13 protein-coding genes and 1 pseudogene are annotated in these 16299 nt (G+C 52.2%); 7 read left to right on the forward strand and 7 right to left on the reverse strand.

The annotated features are described in order from the left end of the window. Positions 1 to 337: 337 nt before the first annotated feature. Positions 338 to 919 carry a hypothetical protein gene (locus K1V27_RS00275; RefSeq protein WP_258927521.1) on the reverse strand — a complete coding sequence of 194 codons (582 nt, stop codon included), beginning with the start codon at positions 917 to 919 and terminating at the stop codon, positions 338 to 340. A gap of 145 nt (positions 920 to 1064) precedes the next feature. On the opposite strand from K1V27_RS00275, the gene K1V27_RS00280 reads away from it, so the two are divergent. Continuing rightward, positions 1065 to 1427, forward strand: coding sequence for a GIY-YIG nuclease family protein (locus tag K1V27_RS00280; protein ID WP_258927522.1), 363 nt, complete (start codon positions 1065 to 1067; stop codon positions 1425 to 1427). On the opposite strand, the gene K1V27_RS00285 is transcribed toward K1V27_RS00280, so the two are convergent. Then, positions 1424 to 1567 carry a hypothetical protein gene (locus K1V27_RS00285; protein ID WP_258927523.1) on the reverse strand — a complete coding sequence of 48 codons (144 nt, stop codon included), beginning with the start codon at positions 1565 to 1567 and terminating at the stop codon, positions 1424 to 1426. The two genes, K1V27_RS00280 and K1V27_RS00285, sit on opposite strands and share 4 nt — an antisense overlap. Between K1V27_RS00285 and K1V27_RS22680 the strand changes: the two are divergent. Continuing rightward, positions 1509 to 1767, forward strand: a pseudogene (locus K1V27_RS22680) (DUF5131 family protein). The gene K1V27_RS00285 and the pseudogene K1V27_RS22680 sit on opposite strands and share 59 nt — an antisense overlap. A 5-nt stretch (positions 1768 to 1772) precedes the next feature. Here the strand turns inward: K1V27_RS22680 and K1V27_RS00290 are convergent. Beyond that, on the reverse strand, positions 1773 to 3194 hold the full coding sequence (locus K1V27_RS00290) for an ATP-binding protein (RefSeq protein ID WP_258927524.1): 1422 nt from the start codon (positions 3192 to 3194) through the stop codon (positions 1773 to 1775). Between the two features lie 2 nt (positions 3195 to 3196). Further along, positions 3197 to 3922, reverse strand: a complete 726-nt coding sequence (locus tag K1V27_RS00295) for a response regulator transcription factor (RefSeq protein WP_258927525.1) — start codon at positions 3920 to 3922, stop codon at positions 3197 to 3199. Between the two features lie 142 nt (positions 3923 to 4064). On the opposite strand from K1V27_RS00295, the gene K1V27_RS00300 reads away from it, so the two are divergent. The 5 genes from K1V27_RS00300 (at position 4065) to K1V27_RS00320 (ending at position 12713) form a co-directional block, all read left to right on the forward strand. Next, positions 4065 to 4682: a Spy/CpxP family protein refolding chaperone gene (locus K1V27_RS00300; RefSeq protein WP_258927526.1), complete on the forward strand. Its 618-nt coding sequence runs from the start codon at positions 4065 to 4067 to the stop codon at positions 4680 to 4682. 572 nt (positions 4683 to 5254) lie between these two features. Next, on the forward strand, positions 5255 to 5989 hold the full coding sequence (radC, locus tag K1V27_RS00305; protein WP_258927527.1) for a RadC family protein: 735 nt from the start codon (positions 5255 to 5257) through the stop codon (positions 5987 to 5989). A gap of 225 nt (positions 5990 to 6214) precedes the next feature. Further along, the gene (locus K1V27_RS00310) at positions 6215 to 6487 is read left to right on the forward strand and encodes an HU family DNA-binding protein (protein ID WP_258927528.1); all 273 of its coding nucleotides are present in this window, start codon (positions 6215 to 6217) and stop codon (positions 6485 to 6487) included. Between the two features lie 8 nt (positions 6488 to 6495). Further along, positions 6496 to 7668 carry a UvrD-helicase domain-containing protein gene (locus K1V27_RS00315; RefSeq protein ID WP_258927529.1) on the forward strand — a complete coding sequence of 391 codons (1173 nt, stop codon included), beginning with the start codon at positions 6496 to 6498 and terminating at the stop codon, positions 7666 to 7668. Positions 7669 to 8027: 359 nt separating this feature from the next. Beyond that, a complete protein-coding gene (locus K1V27_RS00320) occupies positions 8028 to 12713 on the forward strand; it encodes a hypothetical protein (protein ID WP_258927530.1) in 4686 nt (1561 codons plus the stop codon). A 610-nt stretch (positions 12714 to 13323) separates the two neighbouring features. Here the strand turns inward: K1V27_RS00320 and K1V27_RS00325 are convergent. The 3 genes from K1V27_RS00325 to K1V27_RS00335 all read right to left on the reverse strand — a co-directional run bounded on the left by K1V27_RS00325 (position 13324) and on the right by K1V27_RS00335 (position 16002). Beyond that, positions 13324 to 14406: a hypothetical protein gene (locus tag K1V27_RS00325; RefSeq protein ID WP_258927531.1), complete on the reverse strand. Its 1083-nt coding sequence runs from the start codon at positions 14404 to 14406 to the stop codon at positions 13324 to 13326. Beyond that, positions 14376 to 15122 (reverse strand): histidine phosphatase family protein, encoded by a 747-nt coding sequence (locus K1V27_RS00330; RefSeq protein WP_309573987.1) that lies wholly within the window; start codon positions 15120 to 15122, stop codon positions 14376 to 14378. Before K1V27_RS00330 ends, K1V27_RS00325 begins: the two co-directional genes overlap by 31 nt. A gap of 151 nt (positions 15123 to 15273) precedes the next feature. After that, entirely contained in the window at positions 15274 to 16002 is a 729-nt protein-coding gene (locus K1V27_RS00335) for a M48 family metallopeptidase (RefSeq protein WP_258927533.1), read from the reverse strand. Positions 16003 to 16299 lie beyond the last annotated feature (297 nt).

Raw genomic sequence — 16299 nt, forward strand, 5'->3', positions numbered from 1 at the left:
CAGAGACGCTGTCAGCCCTTCTGGACGGCGCCGCAAATACATACTTGTTAGGACTAGATCCTGCATTTATCTTCGCAACTATTCTGGATTCCCGCATGCAGGAATGACGGTTGGGTGGCTGGGGCTGAGGAGTGAAACAACGTGCCCCAGCAATCATGCCTGATTGGTGAATCAAGCCGTAAAATGAAACTTTTCAGCCTAAGACAGTATAATATACTGGGGAAAGCTGGTCTGCCCCCATACAGGGAGTCATACAAACATCACGCTCGACCGAAATTCGGCATAAATGTCCTCCTTGCCGTCAAGAAATGTGTTGCTCTCCATCCGAACAAAACCTTCAGGATTTAGAGCCTATGGGCGGTGGTCGTTTGAAGCCTTTCTGCTGAGCGGGATAGCTGCAGAGGTAGGGAGGTTTTAATGGGTCTTTGAAGATCACTAATTCGGTGATTTTCGCACTCCGGCATATCTGAACAATCTCGGATGCCCACTGCACTGTGTGGTCATTGAGGGTCAAAATGACGGCGGAAGTCACATCGCCGGCTACGGCCAGTTGGTCGTTCTGGTCGAGATAACGTGCTATTTCTTCAACATCTTGATCGCTGATCAGTTTAGCTTTGGCCAGTTTCGCCTCGATCTTTTCTTGCATTCGTCGAAATTCTTCTCGCGAGATCGGCCAGAAATACTGAAACAAGTCCAAAAACCTTACCCTAGAGGTACAAAGCATAAGCTCCGGCAACCCGGATTGAAAATAGCGCTGGTCTTCATTGCGCGACATTTTCCCATCACGAGCTTCAAGCAGAGGCGCCGGAATCAATTTGCTTGGGTCATATACATGAACGCAGATGAGCTCATCCTGAAAAACGTCAAACCCCACCGAATCCAGAAGCGCAGCCGGTATCGCTACACAAAACATTTGCATTAGTTGTCGTCTCGTAATTGAACATGCCATGGCGGTTGCTCCAGTCAAAACAAATCTCTTCATTATGTTTTTCCATCTTTTCGCCAATCGAAATCGCATCTTTTTTGCTAGATTATTCTAATGAAGACAGGCAAGAGAGGCAATTATGCAGTGCGGACAAAACATCAGATCCTATCAGCTGCACATTTTCCTGGAGGAGACGGCAACGATTGTCGTGGGCAAGCTGGGTGTGTTCACATTCCCTCCGGGAAGCTACATTTACACCGGGAGCGCCAGGAGGAACATCGAGGCCAGGGTGGCAAGACATTTGAAAGCGAAAAAGCCGCTCAGATGGCATATCGATTATCTGCTTGCCCATGTCCGCTGCCGCATGCTCAAAGTCAGTTTGTCTGTTGATAGTGAGTGCGACCTCAATCAGAGCACGCCGGGAGTGATCCTCATTCCTCGCTTCGGATCTACGGATTGCAGCAGCCACTGCGGAAGCCACCTGAAGTATCTTGGGCTTTAAGAGGAGCCCTGAGCGATGGCCACCTGTTCGAAAATCGAATGGACGGAGTGCACCTGGAAACCGGTCACCAGATGCACCAAGATCAGCGCCGGCTGCCAAAACTGCAACGCCGAGCGGATGGCCGGGCGCCTCCAGGCCATGGGCAATCCAAGCTATGTGAAGGGCTTCGATCTTACCATCCATGAGCGCCTGCTGGACCTCCCGCTGCACTGGAAAAGCCGAAGCGGTATTCGTCAACTCCATGAACGACATGTTTCACAAGGAACTGCCTTTCAATTTCATCCCCAGGGTCTTCGATGTCATGATAAAGCCTCGCAGCATCGCTTTCCCGGCGCGATAATCTGTTCACGACAAAGGCAGTTTCATCTGCACAATCAGCCCGCCGCCTTCGGCGTTGCAGGCAGAGATGGATCCTCCGTGCAGGCGTACGGCGCGCTCGGTTATGGTGAGCCCGAGGCCGGTTCCGCCGGATGTTCTCTCCCGTGCATCTTGGACTCGGAAGAAGGGCCTGAATAAATCTGTGAGGGCTTCCTCCGGCACTCCCGGTCCATGATCACGAACCATCACCAAGGCATAGTTTTTGCTTTCTCGATCCTCCCGAGATAGTGATATCTCGACCTCTGAGCCATGTTTTGTGTGTCGCAATGCGTTGCGCACCACATTTTCCAGAGCGCTTCGAAGCAGTTCCCTTGATCCCCTGATGGGCAGCGGTTCGCTATGGGCCATGTGAACGCAACATTTGTCATTTCGTGCTTCGAAACTGGCATCCGAGGCGATTTCATGGACCAAATCCGACAGGTCGAACGACTCATTCAAGCTCAATCCGGTTTCGGCCTCCAATCGCTCAAGGTCGAGCAGTTGCCCGATCAATTCGTTCAATCGGTCGGTTTCCCGCTCCATGCGGTCCAAGAAATCGGCGGTTTCCGGGTCGGGCTTTCGGCGGACGATTTCCAGGGCCACTTTGAGGCGGGCCAGGGGCGAGCGCAGCTCATGGGAAATGTCTCTCAGCAGGCGACGCTGGGCTTTGAGCAGAGTCTCGATTCGCGCCGTCATCCGGTCGAAATCTTCTGCCAGTGCGGCAAGTTCAGAGGGCTTTTTGCCGATGGCCTCGCTCACTCGGACCGAAAGATCACCTGTGGCTGCCTTTTGTGCGGCCTTTTGCAGCTTCAGGATGGGAGTCGAAAGGTAGCTGGCGAGCCAGCAGCACAAAACGATCCCCAGGATGAGAAAAATGAGCAGCTTAATTCCCAAAGCGTGTATTTGATCCAGCAAAGCCTGCAACGGTCCTCTGGAAATGTGTCTTACCGCCGCATAGTGCTCCCCTCCCGGGCCGGCGACAGATTGAGCCGCCAGAAACATTCCTTCGAAAAACTCCATCTCAACTTTTCCGCTTTTCCTGCTGCGAAGCGCGAGCTCCGCGGCAGGCTCAGGAGCTGTGCGACCCGCGATGTCCTGGAGCGAATCGTCAAGAAAATAGAGGCAGGCGTGAGAAGATTTTTCCATCTCAGTGAGATATGTAATCGTTTTACCGGTCCCTTCGCGCTCAGAGATTGAGGCAGCCGCTTTTCCCAGGAGAGTGAGCGAGCTGCCTATTTCCCGCCGATACATTTCGAAGAGAGGTCCTGCTTGAGCTGTGAAAGTGAGCACCAGAAGCGTAACGGAGATAAGAGACATGGCCAGACAGAACCAGGCAAAAATCTGAAAGAAAATACTCCCGGGCCTGAAAAAAGAGCGCAGGCTGAAGTTCTTATCATTTCTGAGTTTCATGCTCACTCATCCTTTGCTCCAATCTCTTGGACGGGAAGCGTATAGATATAGCCTACGCCCCGAACCGTTTTGATGCGCTCTGTTCCATCGTACTGATTGCCAAGTTTTTTTCTCAGGTTGCTCATATGCACGTCGATGCTCCGGTCATAAGGGGTAGGATCACGGCTGAGCACCAGTTTCACCAACTTTTCTCTGGCTACGACCGATCCGGCTTCTCGCAAAAGTATTTCCAGCAAATTAAACTCCAAAGCCGTCAAGTCGATTCGCTCCCTGTCTCTTCTTACCACCCTGGTTCCGGGATCGAGCTCCACGTCACCGACCGCAACCGGCCGGCAGAGAACGTCGGTTGTCGCCACCTCCGAAGGCTGCCTTGCCCTGCGCAGGATTGCCCGGATCCTCGCTGCCAGCTCCCTGGAATTGAACGGTTTGGGCAAGTAATCATCCGCCCCCATTTCCAATCCCACAATACGATCCACATGGTCCCCGCGTGCCGTAAGCATCAATATGGGTGTGGTCGACTCCCTTCTTATTTGATGCAACACATCGAAGCCACTCATTTCCGGCAGCATGACATCGAGCACAATCAAATCAAAGGCTTCCCGCAATGCATACTCCAGTCCCGTTCTGCCGCCATGAGCGGACTCTACCTTAAAACCTTCCGGTTCGAGATATTTGGTCAGCAGGTCACAGAGCTCCAAGTCATCATCGATTATAAGAATGCGATTCATACTCTCCCCAAATTTCGACAAGTGCGGCAATTAATTGATTCAACGGCTCGACCGATCAAAGCGCAAACAGTTAACAAAACTTTACATAACTTGACGGATTCTTAACAATCACTTTCTGAAAACTGTCTGTATGATACAAAAAATGATCCCGGATGATGTCGACCGGATTCTCAAAGATGTGAAGGCAAAAGGAAAGACGGATCAAGGAGAAAAAGAGCTGAGCCAACAAGGAAAAGAAAGGTGCTATGTGAAAAATAAAATGATCGTGCTTTTAATTTTCGTGATGATGAGCTGTGGGGGCGCCGCAGGAACTGACGCGAGGTCTCGATTGATCGGCAAAGAAACTCAATCGGGGACACCAAATCGTTTTCTTCGCACTTTCTTACAAGAAAATCGTCCCATCGCCTGGTGGATGCTCAATCGGCTGGCCGACAAGCTGCAGCTTACAGAGACTCAGCGGGAAGAGATCAACGCCATCGTTGCGGCAGAGCTTCCGGCTATGCAACCTTTTGTTCAAAAAATGATTGACTACCGCCGGCAGTGGCGCGCCGAGAACCAAACGAGCGACTTTAATGAAGCGCAAATCCGCACCTTTGCCGAGCAGCAGTCCGCGCTCATGACTGAGTTGATCGTATACAAAGAACGCATCCGGCACCAGGTGAAGATGGTCCTAACCGGAGAACAGCAGGATCAGGTCCAGGAGTTCGTGGATCTTGTCGAGCAAAGGATAATCTGGTGGTTCACCCAGTGGAATGCCTAATGTCATTTCGAGTCGCGCCGGTAGGGTGACGAGAAGGTTTATGATGAGTGGCAGCACAACGCCTCCGACAATCTTGCAACTAATCATGCGCAAATCAGTTTAACATCCTGTTTATATTAGAGTATAAAAATATATCGGTATTTTTACCTAGATGAAAATAGGCACTTTTGCCTATGATCTATTCAAAAACCATCGGCGCGTGAAATAGCCTACCTAATGACAGGCTATTGTGTAGATTGGCGAACCCCCCTCTTAATACTTCTTAACTCAGCAACCGAAAAATTAACCAATCTTTTCTTTTTTTAACCGTTTCTTAACTCTGAAAATAAGAGATTCTGTGTAATATTGGCCACATCCATATGTAATCGAGCAGCAATCCATTCGAACAATCAGGCGGCAGAAAAGGTAAAACGTGCTTGCAACGATCTTTTGCTGGCTTTCACTGTTAGGAGAACAAACCCAACGAAATAAAAGAGCTTGAAGATTCAAGGTTTGCTTTTAAATTTCGGATCCAGTTTGAACCTGCTTGATGTTGGTCTCGTCTCTTTTGACGCATTTGGTGAGAAAACCCAGTGTATGACCCAAAAAGACAGCCAAATCCGACAAGGCAATCACCGGAGTTCCAAAAGAACGACTTCCAAGCCGCGAGGAAACGGCTCCAGTCAACATCCTCAGAGATTGGTCCCCGCCAAAAGCTTTGGAAAAAAGGAGCTGCTGCCCTCACCGACACCGAGTTGCTTGCCATCCTGGTCGCCGGCAACAAAAAGCCCTGCAATGTTATAGCTCTTGCCGATCGCATCTTGAAAAATCTGGAATATTGTAACTGGCAGCCGAAAATGAGGGAGCTGCTGCAGGTTAAAGGAGTTGGCGTCTCCAAGGCGAGTCTCATTGCTGCAGTGGTCGAACTTGCCCGTCGGCGCATCCATCCACGGGAATTCAAAATTTCATGGCCGACCGACGTGCTCCCTCTCATCCACTACATCGCCGAGCGCAAACAGGAGCACTTCATCTGCATTTCCTTGAACGGCGCCAACGAAGTCCTTGCCGTTCGCATCGTCGCGGTCGGACTTCTGGACCGAGTACAAGTGCATCCGCGCGAACTCTTTGCCGATCCGATAGCGGAGCGGGCCTCTGCCGTGATCCTTGCCCACAATCATCCTACCGGCATTGTCACCCCGAGCGAAGATGACAGAGCAGTCACCAAGCAATTGGTCACCGTCGGCAAACTGCTCGGAATCCCGGTGTACGATCACATCATTTTCACCCGCAAGAGCCACTACAGTTTCCTTGAAAATTTGGAAATATAATGCCTTTTGTTGATTCTGCCGTGCTACCGTATAAAGGGAACCCAACGTTCCGGCTAAACGGCGCAGCCAAGGACTTGGACCATGTAATTCAGTAAGCCAGTAGCGCACGCAAAAAGTTCATATCATCAGCCAAATCCTCTGGACAGGAGCACCGTCAGCATTTACACATTGCAAGCTAGAGGCGGCTTACCGAGTACTTATTAACCTATCAACAGGAGGAAAGAGATGAACAAGGCGGAATTGATTGCAAATGTTGCGCAAAAGGCAGGCATCAGCAAAAAGACAGCGGAAGACGCCCTCAACGCTTTCACCGATTCTGTTGCTGAAGCCATGGCGGATAGGGACACTTTAACCCTGATCGGCTTTGGGACCTTTAAAGTTAGCGAGCGCGCGGAAAGAAAGGGACGAAATCCAAGGACGGGTGAGGAACTAACCATTCCCGCCAAAAAAGTGGTCAAGTTCCAACCCGGCAAAGGCCTGAGCGAAAGAATTCAATAGAGGCAATAATGAGGAGTACAGTCAGGCTGCAGCAAATTGTTTCCATGGAAAATTATCGAGAAATAATCGCGGAGGAAGAAGCTCGGCTTGCGCGTATACTCCAGGACATCCAATCCACCTTGACGGAGGAGGAAGAGGATAAGCGGAGAAAAAATCAGGAGCTTGCCGAGCTCAAACAACAGAAGCTGGAAGCGGTCGGTTGGCGCGAAAAGCGGGAGATCGAAGAGCGCATTAGAGCATTTCTGAACCATTGGCATATGCGCCGCTATAACGACCCTATTGCGCTCAACCAACCCTACTTCGGGGTTCTGAAGCTGGCAGATGACGACCTGGGCTCCCTGAGCTATTGCCTGGGGCGCAGGTCGTTTTTCGGCGGGAACGGCAAACTTCTGGTCCTTGACTGGCGGGAAGCGCCCGTTTCACGACTCTATTACGAGTACGAGGCGGGCGAATTCTATGATGAAAAGATCCAGGGAAGAGAGCGCTCGGGCACGATTGCAGCCAAACGCCAGGTGGAAGCCAGCGGCGGGGAACTGCGCAGCATCCTGGAAAACCAGGTGCAGCTGGTTCGTGATTCTGAGGGCGAATGGCGCACCGCGGATGAAGAAGGTGGAGCGGTCTCGCGAAAGGAAGAAAAAGCCGACCACCGGCTGCCGGAAATCAGCGCGCTCATCAGTCGGGAGCAATTTCAGGCGATCACTCATCCGGAATCCAGCACCGTCATTTTGCAAGGCGGCGCCGGCAGCGGCAAGACGACCGTCGGGCTGCACCGCATTGCCTACCTCGCCTATCAGGATCCGGAAAGATTCAGACCCAATCGCATTCTGGTCGTAGTCTTCAATCGGTCGCTACGTCATTATATTTCCGGAGTGCTGCCCCAGCTCGGGATGCAATCCGGTGTGCAAGTCGAAACGTACCACAGCTGGGCAGGCAAGCTGCTTCGCTCGGCGGGAATCCAGGTTTCCTACAGCTCCCGCCAGCCAGGTGCAAGAATCGCGCAGTTCAAAAAAAGCCCACAGATGATGACCCTGGTGGATGCTTATCTGCAGATGCTGCTGTCCAGGTCACGCGACTGGTTTCTGGAAGAGCTGCAGCGTTTCCGCGACCCGAAAGTTCATGAAATAACGACACTCTCACTTGTGGCTTATCGGCCACGAGTCGATGGCCTACGGCCTGGATGAATACCTGCCAACCACTGAATTGTCTACACGCCTCGCGTCCGGCTGATCTGCATTTGTGGTTAGTGCCTTCGAGGGTATCTCTTCCTTTCAAAAAGTAAGACTTCCGTAAAATGAACCATGGGACCAGGGGAATGTCCTGAAGTGTGGATTAGCTCCATGGTGTCGACCTGGAAATTAGCTCAGTTCACTGGCACCGACATTTCTGATATAAAACCGCTGAATTGTCCTGACAATTTCAATCAGCTACTTATTGGTGCTCTTGCGATGAATGTAGTAATGGAAGTCCTAATCCCAAGAAGGTTGTGGATAAGGAGTGCACCAAAATGACCACGACACTCACGAACAATCGGTATTTTTAAATGCATCTTAGCGCAACAGAGCTGGAAAACCTGAAAAACCTGAAACGAGAATTGCAGCTGGAGGATAGGCCGTCCAGATTAGAAAACTTGGCGGCTGCCTTGCTCGGACGGCTTCTTGACGTGCCGATCGCGGTAGCTAAGTCCGGATTTCAGCACGGGGGAGATGCCGGTCCAGCTGGTCAACAAGGCCGGCGATTCCGGGTGGAGTGCAAGAAATACAGCGACGCGACTAGCTTAAGTGACCGGGAACTCCTTGGTGAGATCGACCATGCGCTGGCGCGAGATGAGGCGATCGAGGCCTGGTTTCTCATTGCCACACGCAGCGTCCCCGAGCAACTCGCACAGGATCTGCGCCAAAAGGGTGAAAGGATCGGGGTGCCCGTCGTAATTGTTGATTGGAAAGATAATGAACTCGGCTCTCTAGCAACATTATGCGCGTACGACCCTGACTTAGTTGGTGAGCAGTACTCGGAAAAGGCCGCCGCACTTGCTCGTTTGCTGCGACCATTTGCTGACAATGCCTTATCCATGTTGCGTCGAGACCTGCAATCCTGGCACCTTGGCTTTGAGATGTTGCTAAGGCGGTCGCACGAAGTGCTCGATAAAATTTGGCACTCTCCCCGAGAATCAAATGCAAAATTCGGACAAGACGCCGCCGGAGGGGCTCAATCTAGCAGGGTAAGACGAACAGCGGTATATGAAGCACTCAGTGAGTGGTGGAGTGGGACGGCCCAAACGGATGCACCAGCAAGTATCATTGGATGGGACGGCGTCGGCAAAACTTGGGCTGCCCTAGACTGGCTAGTAGACAACAAAGAAGCACTGCCGGTTGCTCTCGTAGTGCCCTCTTCTGCTGTAGCCGCCCTCTCGGGTGCCTCGGAAATCAGCGTAAAGCGTTTTCTTGCGGACCAACTCTTCGAGTTGACTGGTGTGCGGGATTCCGAGCACTGGCTGCGTCGGCTGGATAACTTGCTCAAGCGACCGATTGAGGAGGGGCCTGTTCTAACTGTTTTCTTCGATGGTCTGAATCAGGAGCCCTCTATTCCTTGGCTTTCGCTCTTAAAGGTCTTGCAGGGCGAAATTTTCTCAGGACGGGTGCGAGTAATCGTCAGCACCCGCAATCATCACTTTGATGATAAGTTGTCAAAGCTACGAAGTCTCATAATGCCGGCTGTACCAATAGTCGTGAACATATACGACGCCGCGCCAGGGGGCGAGCTCGACCAAATGCTGCGATTCGAAGGGCTTGATCGGACCGATCTGCATCCAGACCTAATTGAGCTCGCGCGCACGCCTCGTCTCTTCAAACTGGTGATAAAGTTCCGCGATCGGCTTGTAGAGGCAGGCCAGGTGACTGTGCATAGGCTAATCTGGGAATACGGGCGTGACACCCTCGGAGAGCGAGCTCAAAGATCATTCAGCGAAGCCGACTGGCGAGCTTGGCTACAGGAGGTTGCCCAGAGACATCTCGCCGGTATACAGGAATTTACCATCAAATCTCTGGGTGAGATGGCAAACCGTCCGGACCTCTCAGAACGCGAGGTTTATGCTAGGCTCAGTGACATCATTGACAGCCGGTTTACCGTACCTGGTCCGTCAGGTAATCTGCAACTCACGCCCACACTTGTCGCACATGCGCTTGGTGCAGCACTTTTGGCCCATTTGGATATAATGGCAGAATCAACATTTGCGGCACTCGATGCCGAGCTTATGCAGTGGCTGGATCCCATCGCGGGTTTCGATCAACGTTCGGAAATCTTGCGGGCGGCAGTTTCGATACTGGTAGAACGGGGAAGTCCCACAGTATCTGCATTGCCTGGGGTTCTCGTTACAGCGTGGCTGCAAACCCAGAACATAACCGACTGCCATCGGCTGGAACTCGCCAGTCTAGCTGCAAATCTTACCGGTGCTCTACTTGATGCGGTCGAACACTCGCGTGGTCAGACTCAAGCATCCGCCAGATTATGGGCCATCAATGCGTTGCGTTCCATACCGCGAAAGGACACAGCAGCTCTTGATATAATCATCAAACGGGCACGCCATTGGCTCAGCATCGTCTCTCGTGATGTCAATCCGCGTGGCGAGACCAATGCTGAATTCGAAGCGAGTCGCTCCGACCGGCTCAGAAGTCGAATCGGGATGGATGCTTCGAGGCGGATCACGGTCGTTGGGGTTGATCTCAAACTCGTAGATTGCAATGATCGCGGGCCTCAATCCACGATACCTTCGATCCTTGAAGGTTTCCCATTGGCTCAGGCACAGTCGGTTTTTGAAGTCACGGCGGTTGCATTAGCTGTTAGAGGTCGCAGTGAGATCTGGGATGGAATAAGATGGCTCTGCCTGCTTAACGAAACCGATCCAGACGAGACAGCGGCGGCCTTACGCCACCTGTCAGAAGTGGTCCGCCTCCGAAAGCCGGAATCAGGCGTGCATCCGGACCTTCCGGCACGTGTAGCCGCACTTTTGCTGTGGCTGAGCGGACAGGAGCAAGACGAGGATGCCGCAACGTCGATTGATCCCGGGATTGACCATCCGCTGACCTATGAAAAGGATTACCTGCCAAGGCCCTGTCGCAGTTTTTTCCCGCTGGAGCGACGGCATGCAAAGGCAGCGCTTGAAGACACGGAAATGCCATTGCATGTGCGCGTGCAGCGGTCCAGCGAGCTGTGGTTCGATCCAACCTTTGAACCGCCAGCTGCCCTTGTTAAGGAGGTTCGGGAGGCAGCAGCCGGAGTTGATGTCGAGAAGCTGAGCCGGCACGGCTCACATACTATTGAGGATCACGTCTTCGAACAACTGGAACCGGTAATCGCCCGATGCGCGCCAGATCAGCTAGCCGATCTAATCCGCGGCAAAATGCAAAGCATTGCGACGTCTCCGGCGGAATCTCGCTATTGGAGCGCGATCCAGGTAACCGATCATTTCTTGCTGGCAGGGGAAGCGGAAGCCGAAGCAGCGCGAGTGTTGCGGTCAAGCGGTACCGAATCGGATGCCAGTCGAGAATTCTATGCAGCCAGCAAACTCCTCATGTTGGAGCTTCAGGATCTGGATGCGCGGGCCCAAATCGATGCACTGATTCGAGCAGATCTCAGATCTTTCCTCACAGACGTGAAAGAGATCTTAGATACTCCCACGAAGGATGATGCCGACGCGCTAATCGCTCGTTATGCCGGTGGCTCGCCCAAGCAGCAGCAAGATCTTCTCATCCTGCTGTCGATTCATCCGATCGATTTCAGCAATAACGCCTGGTTGTGGATCGAAGGCTTTGCAAAGGAGGAAAACCGTGAGCTACGTAGCTTTGCGTTCCGCGCACTGACAGCCAGTGATGTGCTCCGCTTCGGACGGACGCTTGCAACAGAGGGTTGGTCCTGGAGCCCAGATGCACCTTTGTGGGTAAATCACTATGGTACACAGGCACTTATGGAGGCCACAAGAGCTCTTCCCTTCGATCAGGTAGTGCCGCGTTTGGCCCCGTGGCGGGTACTGGAAGCTGCCCGCAGACGTGGAGCCGATCCCTCAGAAGTGCGACTCGCGGCTAAGGTCTTTGGTCATGTGCTCGCGGCTGATAAGATTGATGCACCCGAACCAGGATCAGCCTTGTTGGTCGACCGCACTGAGGCCAAAGCTTCACCCTTCACGTTCTCGGTTTTACCGCAATCCACCCAGGAAGGCTCCGATCCTATGGCGGCGCTTAAGGCGGCCATGGATCCCGAGGTACAATTCAAAACACACCGCCGAGCCGCCGAAACCGCTGTTTCTCGCATACGCGAAGCCCGAAGGTCAGGTGCCAGCCTCTACCTAACCGAAGTCAATTCAGAGGATTTTAGCCCGGTACTGCAGCATGCATCAGATATGGTCGACCACTGGCTTGAGGGCTCGCATGAACTCACGGCTGATTTTAGACGTCGAGTCGCCTTGGCAGAATCAGCATTTCTTGCGCTGTGCGAGGCCCTCCTCGCTCACGATCCTGGCCGAGGCGTTCAGTTGTGGCGTGCCCTCCTTACATTCATGTCAACCAGATATATCGGTGCGGCGGATGTGGACGACCTCTTGCACATGGTTTTTCGTGTTCCGGAATCGGAAGCGATAGCCGAACTTCGAAAAGAACTGATCGAGCTGGATCTTTGCCATACAGATCGGTCCTTGTTGGACATCGCGATTGCAGCCTCCCACAACGGAAAGTCCGACTGGCTCAGAGAGATGGTCGAAGCAGATCAAGCTTCGAATTTAGTGTGGAAGAGGAAAAGAGGCACGGTGCTTGCCGGATTCAAAGCAAATAATACATTGCCGGTTGAAGGCGCTTGGCCCGAGGGTGAGATCAGGACTGGTTACGCTGCGCTTGAACAAAAATCAGCACGGTTTCGGTGGATTGAAGCTTGTGCCCGCTACTGGTGGCATGCCTACCTTAAGGCTTCTGATCCAGCTGAAGCCTACGCAAGCTGGGTCCTATTCCTTCGCTCGGCTGACCGCCGTGCGTGGATATGGATGCGCCAAGACGTTGAAGCCGCAAACGATACCAGTGAGTTTTTTGAGCTCAAGCTGAGCCATGCCCGGATTAACCGATCCAAGCTGAAGCGCGCCATGCAGAAGCGCACCGAAAAGCTTCAGGAAAATCTCTTCGATCGCAAAATTGTTGCAGGAGTAGGCCCTTGGGCAAAGGAGCCCGGTTCCGTTTCCTGCTCCTGATCAGTGGAGAATATCGAGAGTGGCTTCACCCTCGCGGGCAAGATTTGATCTACCCAGCACTTCAACTGAGCCTTCCTCCGGCCACTTTTCGGGATAGCCTACGATTGCTATGGATTCAATTATGCCGTGCAACTTTAAAGGCCCGGCGTTAAACAGATTGTCACACAAAGCGGCAGGTGACACTCCCCAACCCAAGGTAACATGCGGTCGAAAATTAGCTCCCTTATGCTCGTCAGGCACGTCATCTCGGAGCATCAACGGAGCTACCAACCCTTCTAACATAGTGTGGAGGCCGGACATGTATTGCAATGCCGATCCGGAGGCCGTCAGTTCAAGCCAGCACAGTGAGGGAGATACCGGAACTGGACCTACGAGTAAAACGTCCAGTTGGTGGAAAGCGGCCGTGCTTTTCTTTGTCTGGTACAACAGACTGTGAATTCCATTGGAATTGGCCCAAAATGGACCCCGGAGCGTAACGTGGATGGGAAACCGGAGAGCCAAGCTGTCTCCGGTGCAAACCGAGAGAACCTGTTGATAGGTTCGGATTAGCTCAGCAGTAGAGTGATCAATGAGGCCAAAAATGGCATATCTTTTCACTGCGCCAATAATTTTAGAATATCAGGTACTCGAAGAAACGTTCGGACCAAATTCCTCGGCGTCTGAGAACGAATCGGAGTAATTCGGCGATAAGCGCATCCGAATTCGCTTTCAAATCGGCATACTGTGCTTTGAGATATCTCTCGCCATAGTGTTTTTCAGGATCTTCCTCCGAAGCGATGTGCAATAGCTCTCTAACTCCCTCGTCATTCAACCTTGACAGAAAGACATTGTATAACCCTGAAACTCGAGGAAAGCTCCAATCAAGGTTTTCATGATAGACGTGTGCAATTCTTTCCAGTGGTGTGAGATACAGCCTGTCTTTTAGCCATTGTACTTTGTCAGTTCGTTCTTTACTCGCCTCACCAAGCAAAAACAATAAACCGCTGTACATGATCAAGCGGCTGTGGCGAAGTTTGATGTTTCGTATCGGCCACTTTTGCTTGTCGTTTTCAAAGTCCCACTGGTAATTGACGCACAGTGCTCTGAAATACCTGAGGAGATCGTTCAGTAGAAAAGCCCATTCCTTACGGGGATCAACCTCGACATACCGGCGTGCGTAGCGGCGAACGATGCCATCGATCAAGGTTTTGTATTCTTCTTCATGCAGTAGCGGCTGGGATTCAAGTAATAGCAGAAGCCTTTTGCCAAAAATTCGCAGCTCTTCGATGGCGCTCCCCACTTCTGGGCCGCATAGTTGCCCCTCTGAGCAGGGTGTTGAGAATACCCCTGTTTTCTTGGGTTCTGTCAAGCCAAGCGGGGTTAAGGCTGTCCAAACGCTGTTGAACGCCTTCCAAGCCGTATCTGAGTTTAGATCTGCTCCGTCCTTGAGAACAATGATCAGGTCTGCATCGGATAGCTGTGAGGCCTCCATACGTCCCAGCGATCCCGCTGCTGCGACTGTACGGACTGCGTTGTGCATTTCTGCCCCAGAGAGGGTGTCCCGAATTTTCGATATGGAGTCCTGTGAGGTCTTCCAATTTTCTTCGATTGCAGAGTACCTGGATATGTCAACGAATTCCATTCCCCATTGCCGTTGGTAGGCATAGCTTTTAGGAAATCCGCTTACTCCTTGCCCATTTGAAACTTCGGCCATGCGAAACGACTCCAGTCGTACTTGATGACATCACCGTTTCGGAAAGATCGATTCAGCACGGTGACAGGGTTTGTCTCTTCCTTTAAAATACCTTCCATTATCCTCATAGGACCCATATGGGATGAAATGAGTATCCGCCTTGCTCCGGTTCTTTGGACCAACTCAAAAAGGTCGGTCAAGAAGCTCAGCACCTTTTCGGTAACAGCAAGATAGCTCTCTCCTCCCGGGGGGGAATATGCCAAGTTGCCGGCTGCATATTCGGGCAGGGATCGGGAAGGCCGAAGCTCCAATTCACCCAAACCTCTCTCGTTCAGTCGCGGGTCCTCTTCACATTTGGTAACCCGCACTCGGCCCGCTTCCAGTGCCAACCGAAGCGTCTCCTTTGACCTTTTCAACTTCGAGCTGAACGCAAAGTCATAATGAGGAGATAGCTTAATTCCCGCCTGCTTAGCCTGGATTCTACCCCGTTCCGTCAGCGGAACGTCTCGCGCTCCAGTGACCAATTTCTCAACGTTTGCAACTGTCTCCCCATGGCGAATGATGTGAAGATCCACAGGATGTGGCAACCGCACCGGTATATGAGCAGCAGCGGGGCACAAGGAGCTTGCCGGGTTACTGGTTTGGAAAGGCCAAAACGCGTGTTGGGGAAAACTATTTGGGAGTAACATTTCAACCTCAGGTCGTGCTTGAACACCTATTCTCGAGATCAAATCCATATCACACTAATAACACAGATTAAAGATAATTTCATGCCTCGCCGTAATATTCCTAAGCTCTAATCGTTGTATTCTGTGTTGCCCCTCTTCCGGCCGTCGACGGACATTCTAAGCCGCCTCTTTGATTCCCTGACGGCCCTCCCAAGGTCCACTACAATCTAACCCAACCCGGGACTCTCCCATCAGCTTTTCCCGTTTCCAGATTCAGTCGCCGATAGTTAGGCTCCAGTCGTCCGACCAGCTTCCAGAACTCCATGGAATGGCCGTGGTGCACTGTGTGACAAAGCTCGTGAATCATCACATACCGGACCTCGGGTGCGGTTAAGAAGAGCAGCGCGGCGTTCAAACTGAGCGTGCCCCTGGTCGAGTAGCTTCCCCACCGGCTTTTCTGTGTCCTTATCTGGACCTTGGCTGCCTGTAACCCGCTCTCAGCGCTGAGCCTTTCCAGCCACGGAAGCAGTATTCTTTGGCCCTGGTCCCGCAGCCATTGCTTCAACAAATAGCTGCAATTTGCGTGACCTGAAGTGTCGCCGGTGATCTCAATTTCGCGACTGTCCAAATCCGAGGTTAACCTCAGACGGCCGTCTTGCCATTCAGAGTAGCGCACGCGCCAACACTCCCCATTGGCTTGAAAATATATCTCTCTCGGAAGCAGATTCTCGGGGCTGCCGAGCGATTCGTCCAATGCCTTTTCTCCCAAATGCCGCTCGATCCATTTGCGGTTATCCGCAAGTATTTGGCTGATTCTGCTCCTGTCAAAGCCCTTGGGCACCGTCAGCACCAGGCCGCAGTCCGGCATAAGGCGCAGCAGGACCCGTTTGGCTCTTGCGCTTTCTTTGACGATATAAGCTGGGTTCCAGCTCTTCGAGTTACTTGTCATTGGCTTACCATACGCGCTATTGCGCCATGTCGCTGCACCCTCTTTTTGATGGTAAATAGTCCATGCCAGGCGAAGAGGAAACCGCGCTCCAGGGCTATGCCCTTAAGCGTTGCTAGATGCCTCGAAGGCTTCTTTTATTACTTCCGTCAGAATTTCTTTACTTTTCTCTATTTCCCCGGGCTGCAAGCGGATACGATATCGTCCCCAACGAGTATCGTAATCCATGACATCGAGTCCGGCATTTTCCAGCTTTTCTTGAATTTCCCTGGAATTCCTCAACCGTGGCTCGAACCTTAT

Source organism: Desulfoferrobacter suflitae (assembly GCF_022603395.1).
In the GTDB taxonomy this organism is placed as follows: domain Bacteria; phylum Desulfobacterota; class Syntrophobacteria; order Syntrophobacterales; family Syntrophobacteraceae; genus Desulfoferrobacter; species Desulfoferrobacter suflitae.

What these genes read in the sequence shown, in the direction of transcription:
- K1V27_RS00275 (WP_258927521.1), bottom strand. Translation starts at nt 919, where the DNA reads ATGCAAATGTTTTGTGTAGCGATACCGGCTGCGCTTCTGGATTCGGTG.
- K1V27_RS00280 (WP_258927522.1), top strand. Translation starts at nt 1,065, where the DNA reads ATGCAGTGCGGACAAAACATCAGATCCTATCAGCTGCACATTTTCCTG.
- K1V27_RS00285 (WP_258927523.1), bottom strand. Translation starts at nt 1,567, where the DNA reads ATGGCCTGGAGGCGCCCGGCCATCCGCTCGGCGTTGCAGTTTTGGCAG.
- K1V27_RS00290 (WP_258927524.1), bottom strand. Translation starts at nt 3,194, where the DNA reads ATGAAACTCAGAAATGATAAGAACTTCAGCCTGCGCTCTTTTTTCAGG.
- K1V27_RS00295 (WP_258927525.1), bottom strand. Translation starts at nt 3,922, where the DNA reads ATGAATCGCATTCTTATAATCGATGATGACTTGGAGCTCTGTGACCTG.
- K1V27_RS00300 (WP_258927526.1), top strand. Translation starts at nt 4,065, where the DNA reads ATGATCCCGGATGATGTCGACCGGATTCTCAAAGATGTGAAGGCAAAA.
- K1V27_RS00310 (WP_258927528.1), top strand. Translation starts at nt 6,215, where the DNA reads ATGAACAAGGCGGAATTGATTGCAAATGTTGCGCAAAAGGCAGGCATC.
- K1V27_RS00315 (WP_258927529.1), top strand. Translation starts at nt 6,496, where the DNA reads ATGAGGAGTACAGTCAGGCTGCAGCAAATTGTTTCCATGGAAAATTAT.
- K1V27_RS00320 (WP_258927530.1), top strand. Translation starts at nt 8,028, where the DNA reads ATGCATCTTAGCGCAACAGAGCTGGAAAACCTGAAAAACCTGAAACGA.
- K1V27_RS00325 (WP_258927531.1), bottom strand. Translation starts at nt 14,406, where the DNA reads ATGGCCGAAGTTTCAAATGGGCAAGGAGTAAGCGGATTTCCTAAAAGC.
- K1V27_RS00330 (WP_309573987.1), bottom strand. Translation starts at nt 15,122, where the DNA reads ATGGATTTGATCTCGAGAATAGGTGTTCAAGCACGACCTGAGGTTGAA.
- K1V27_RS00335 (WP_258927533.1), bottom strand. Translation starts at nt 16,002, where the DNA reads ATGACAAGTAACTCGAAGAGCTGGAACCCAGCTTATATCGTCAAAGAA.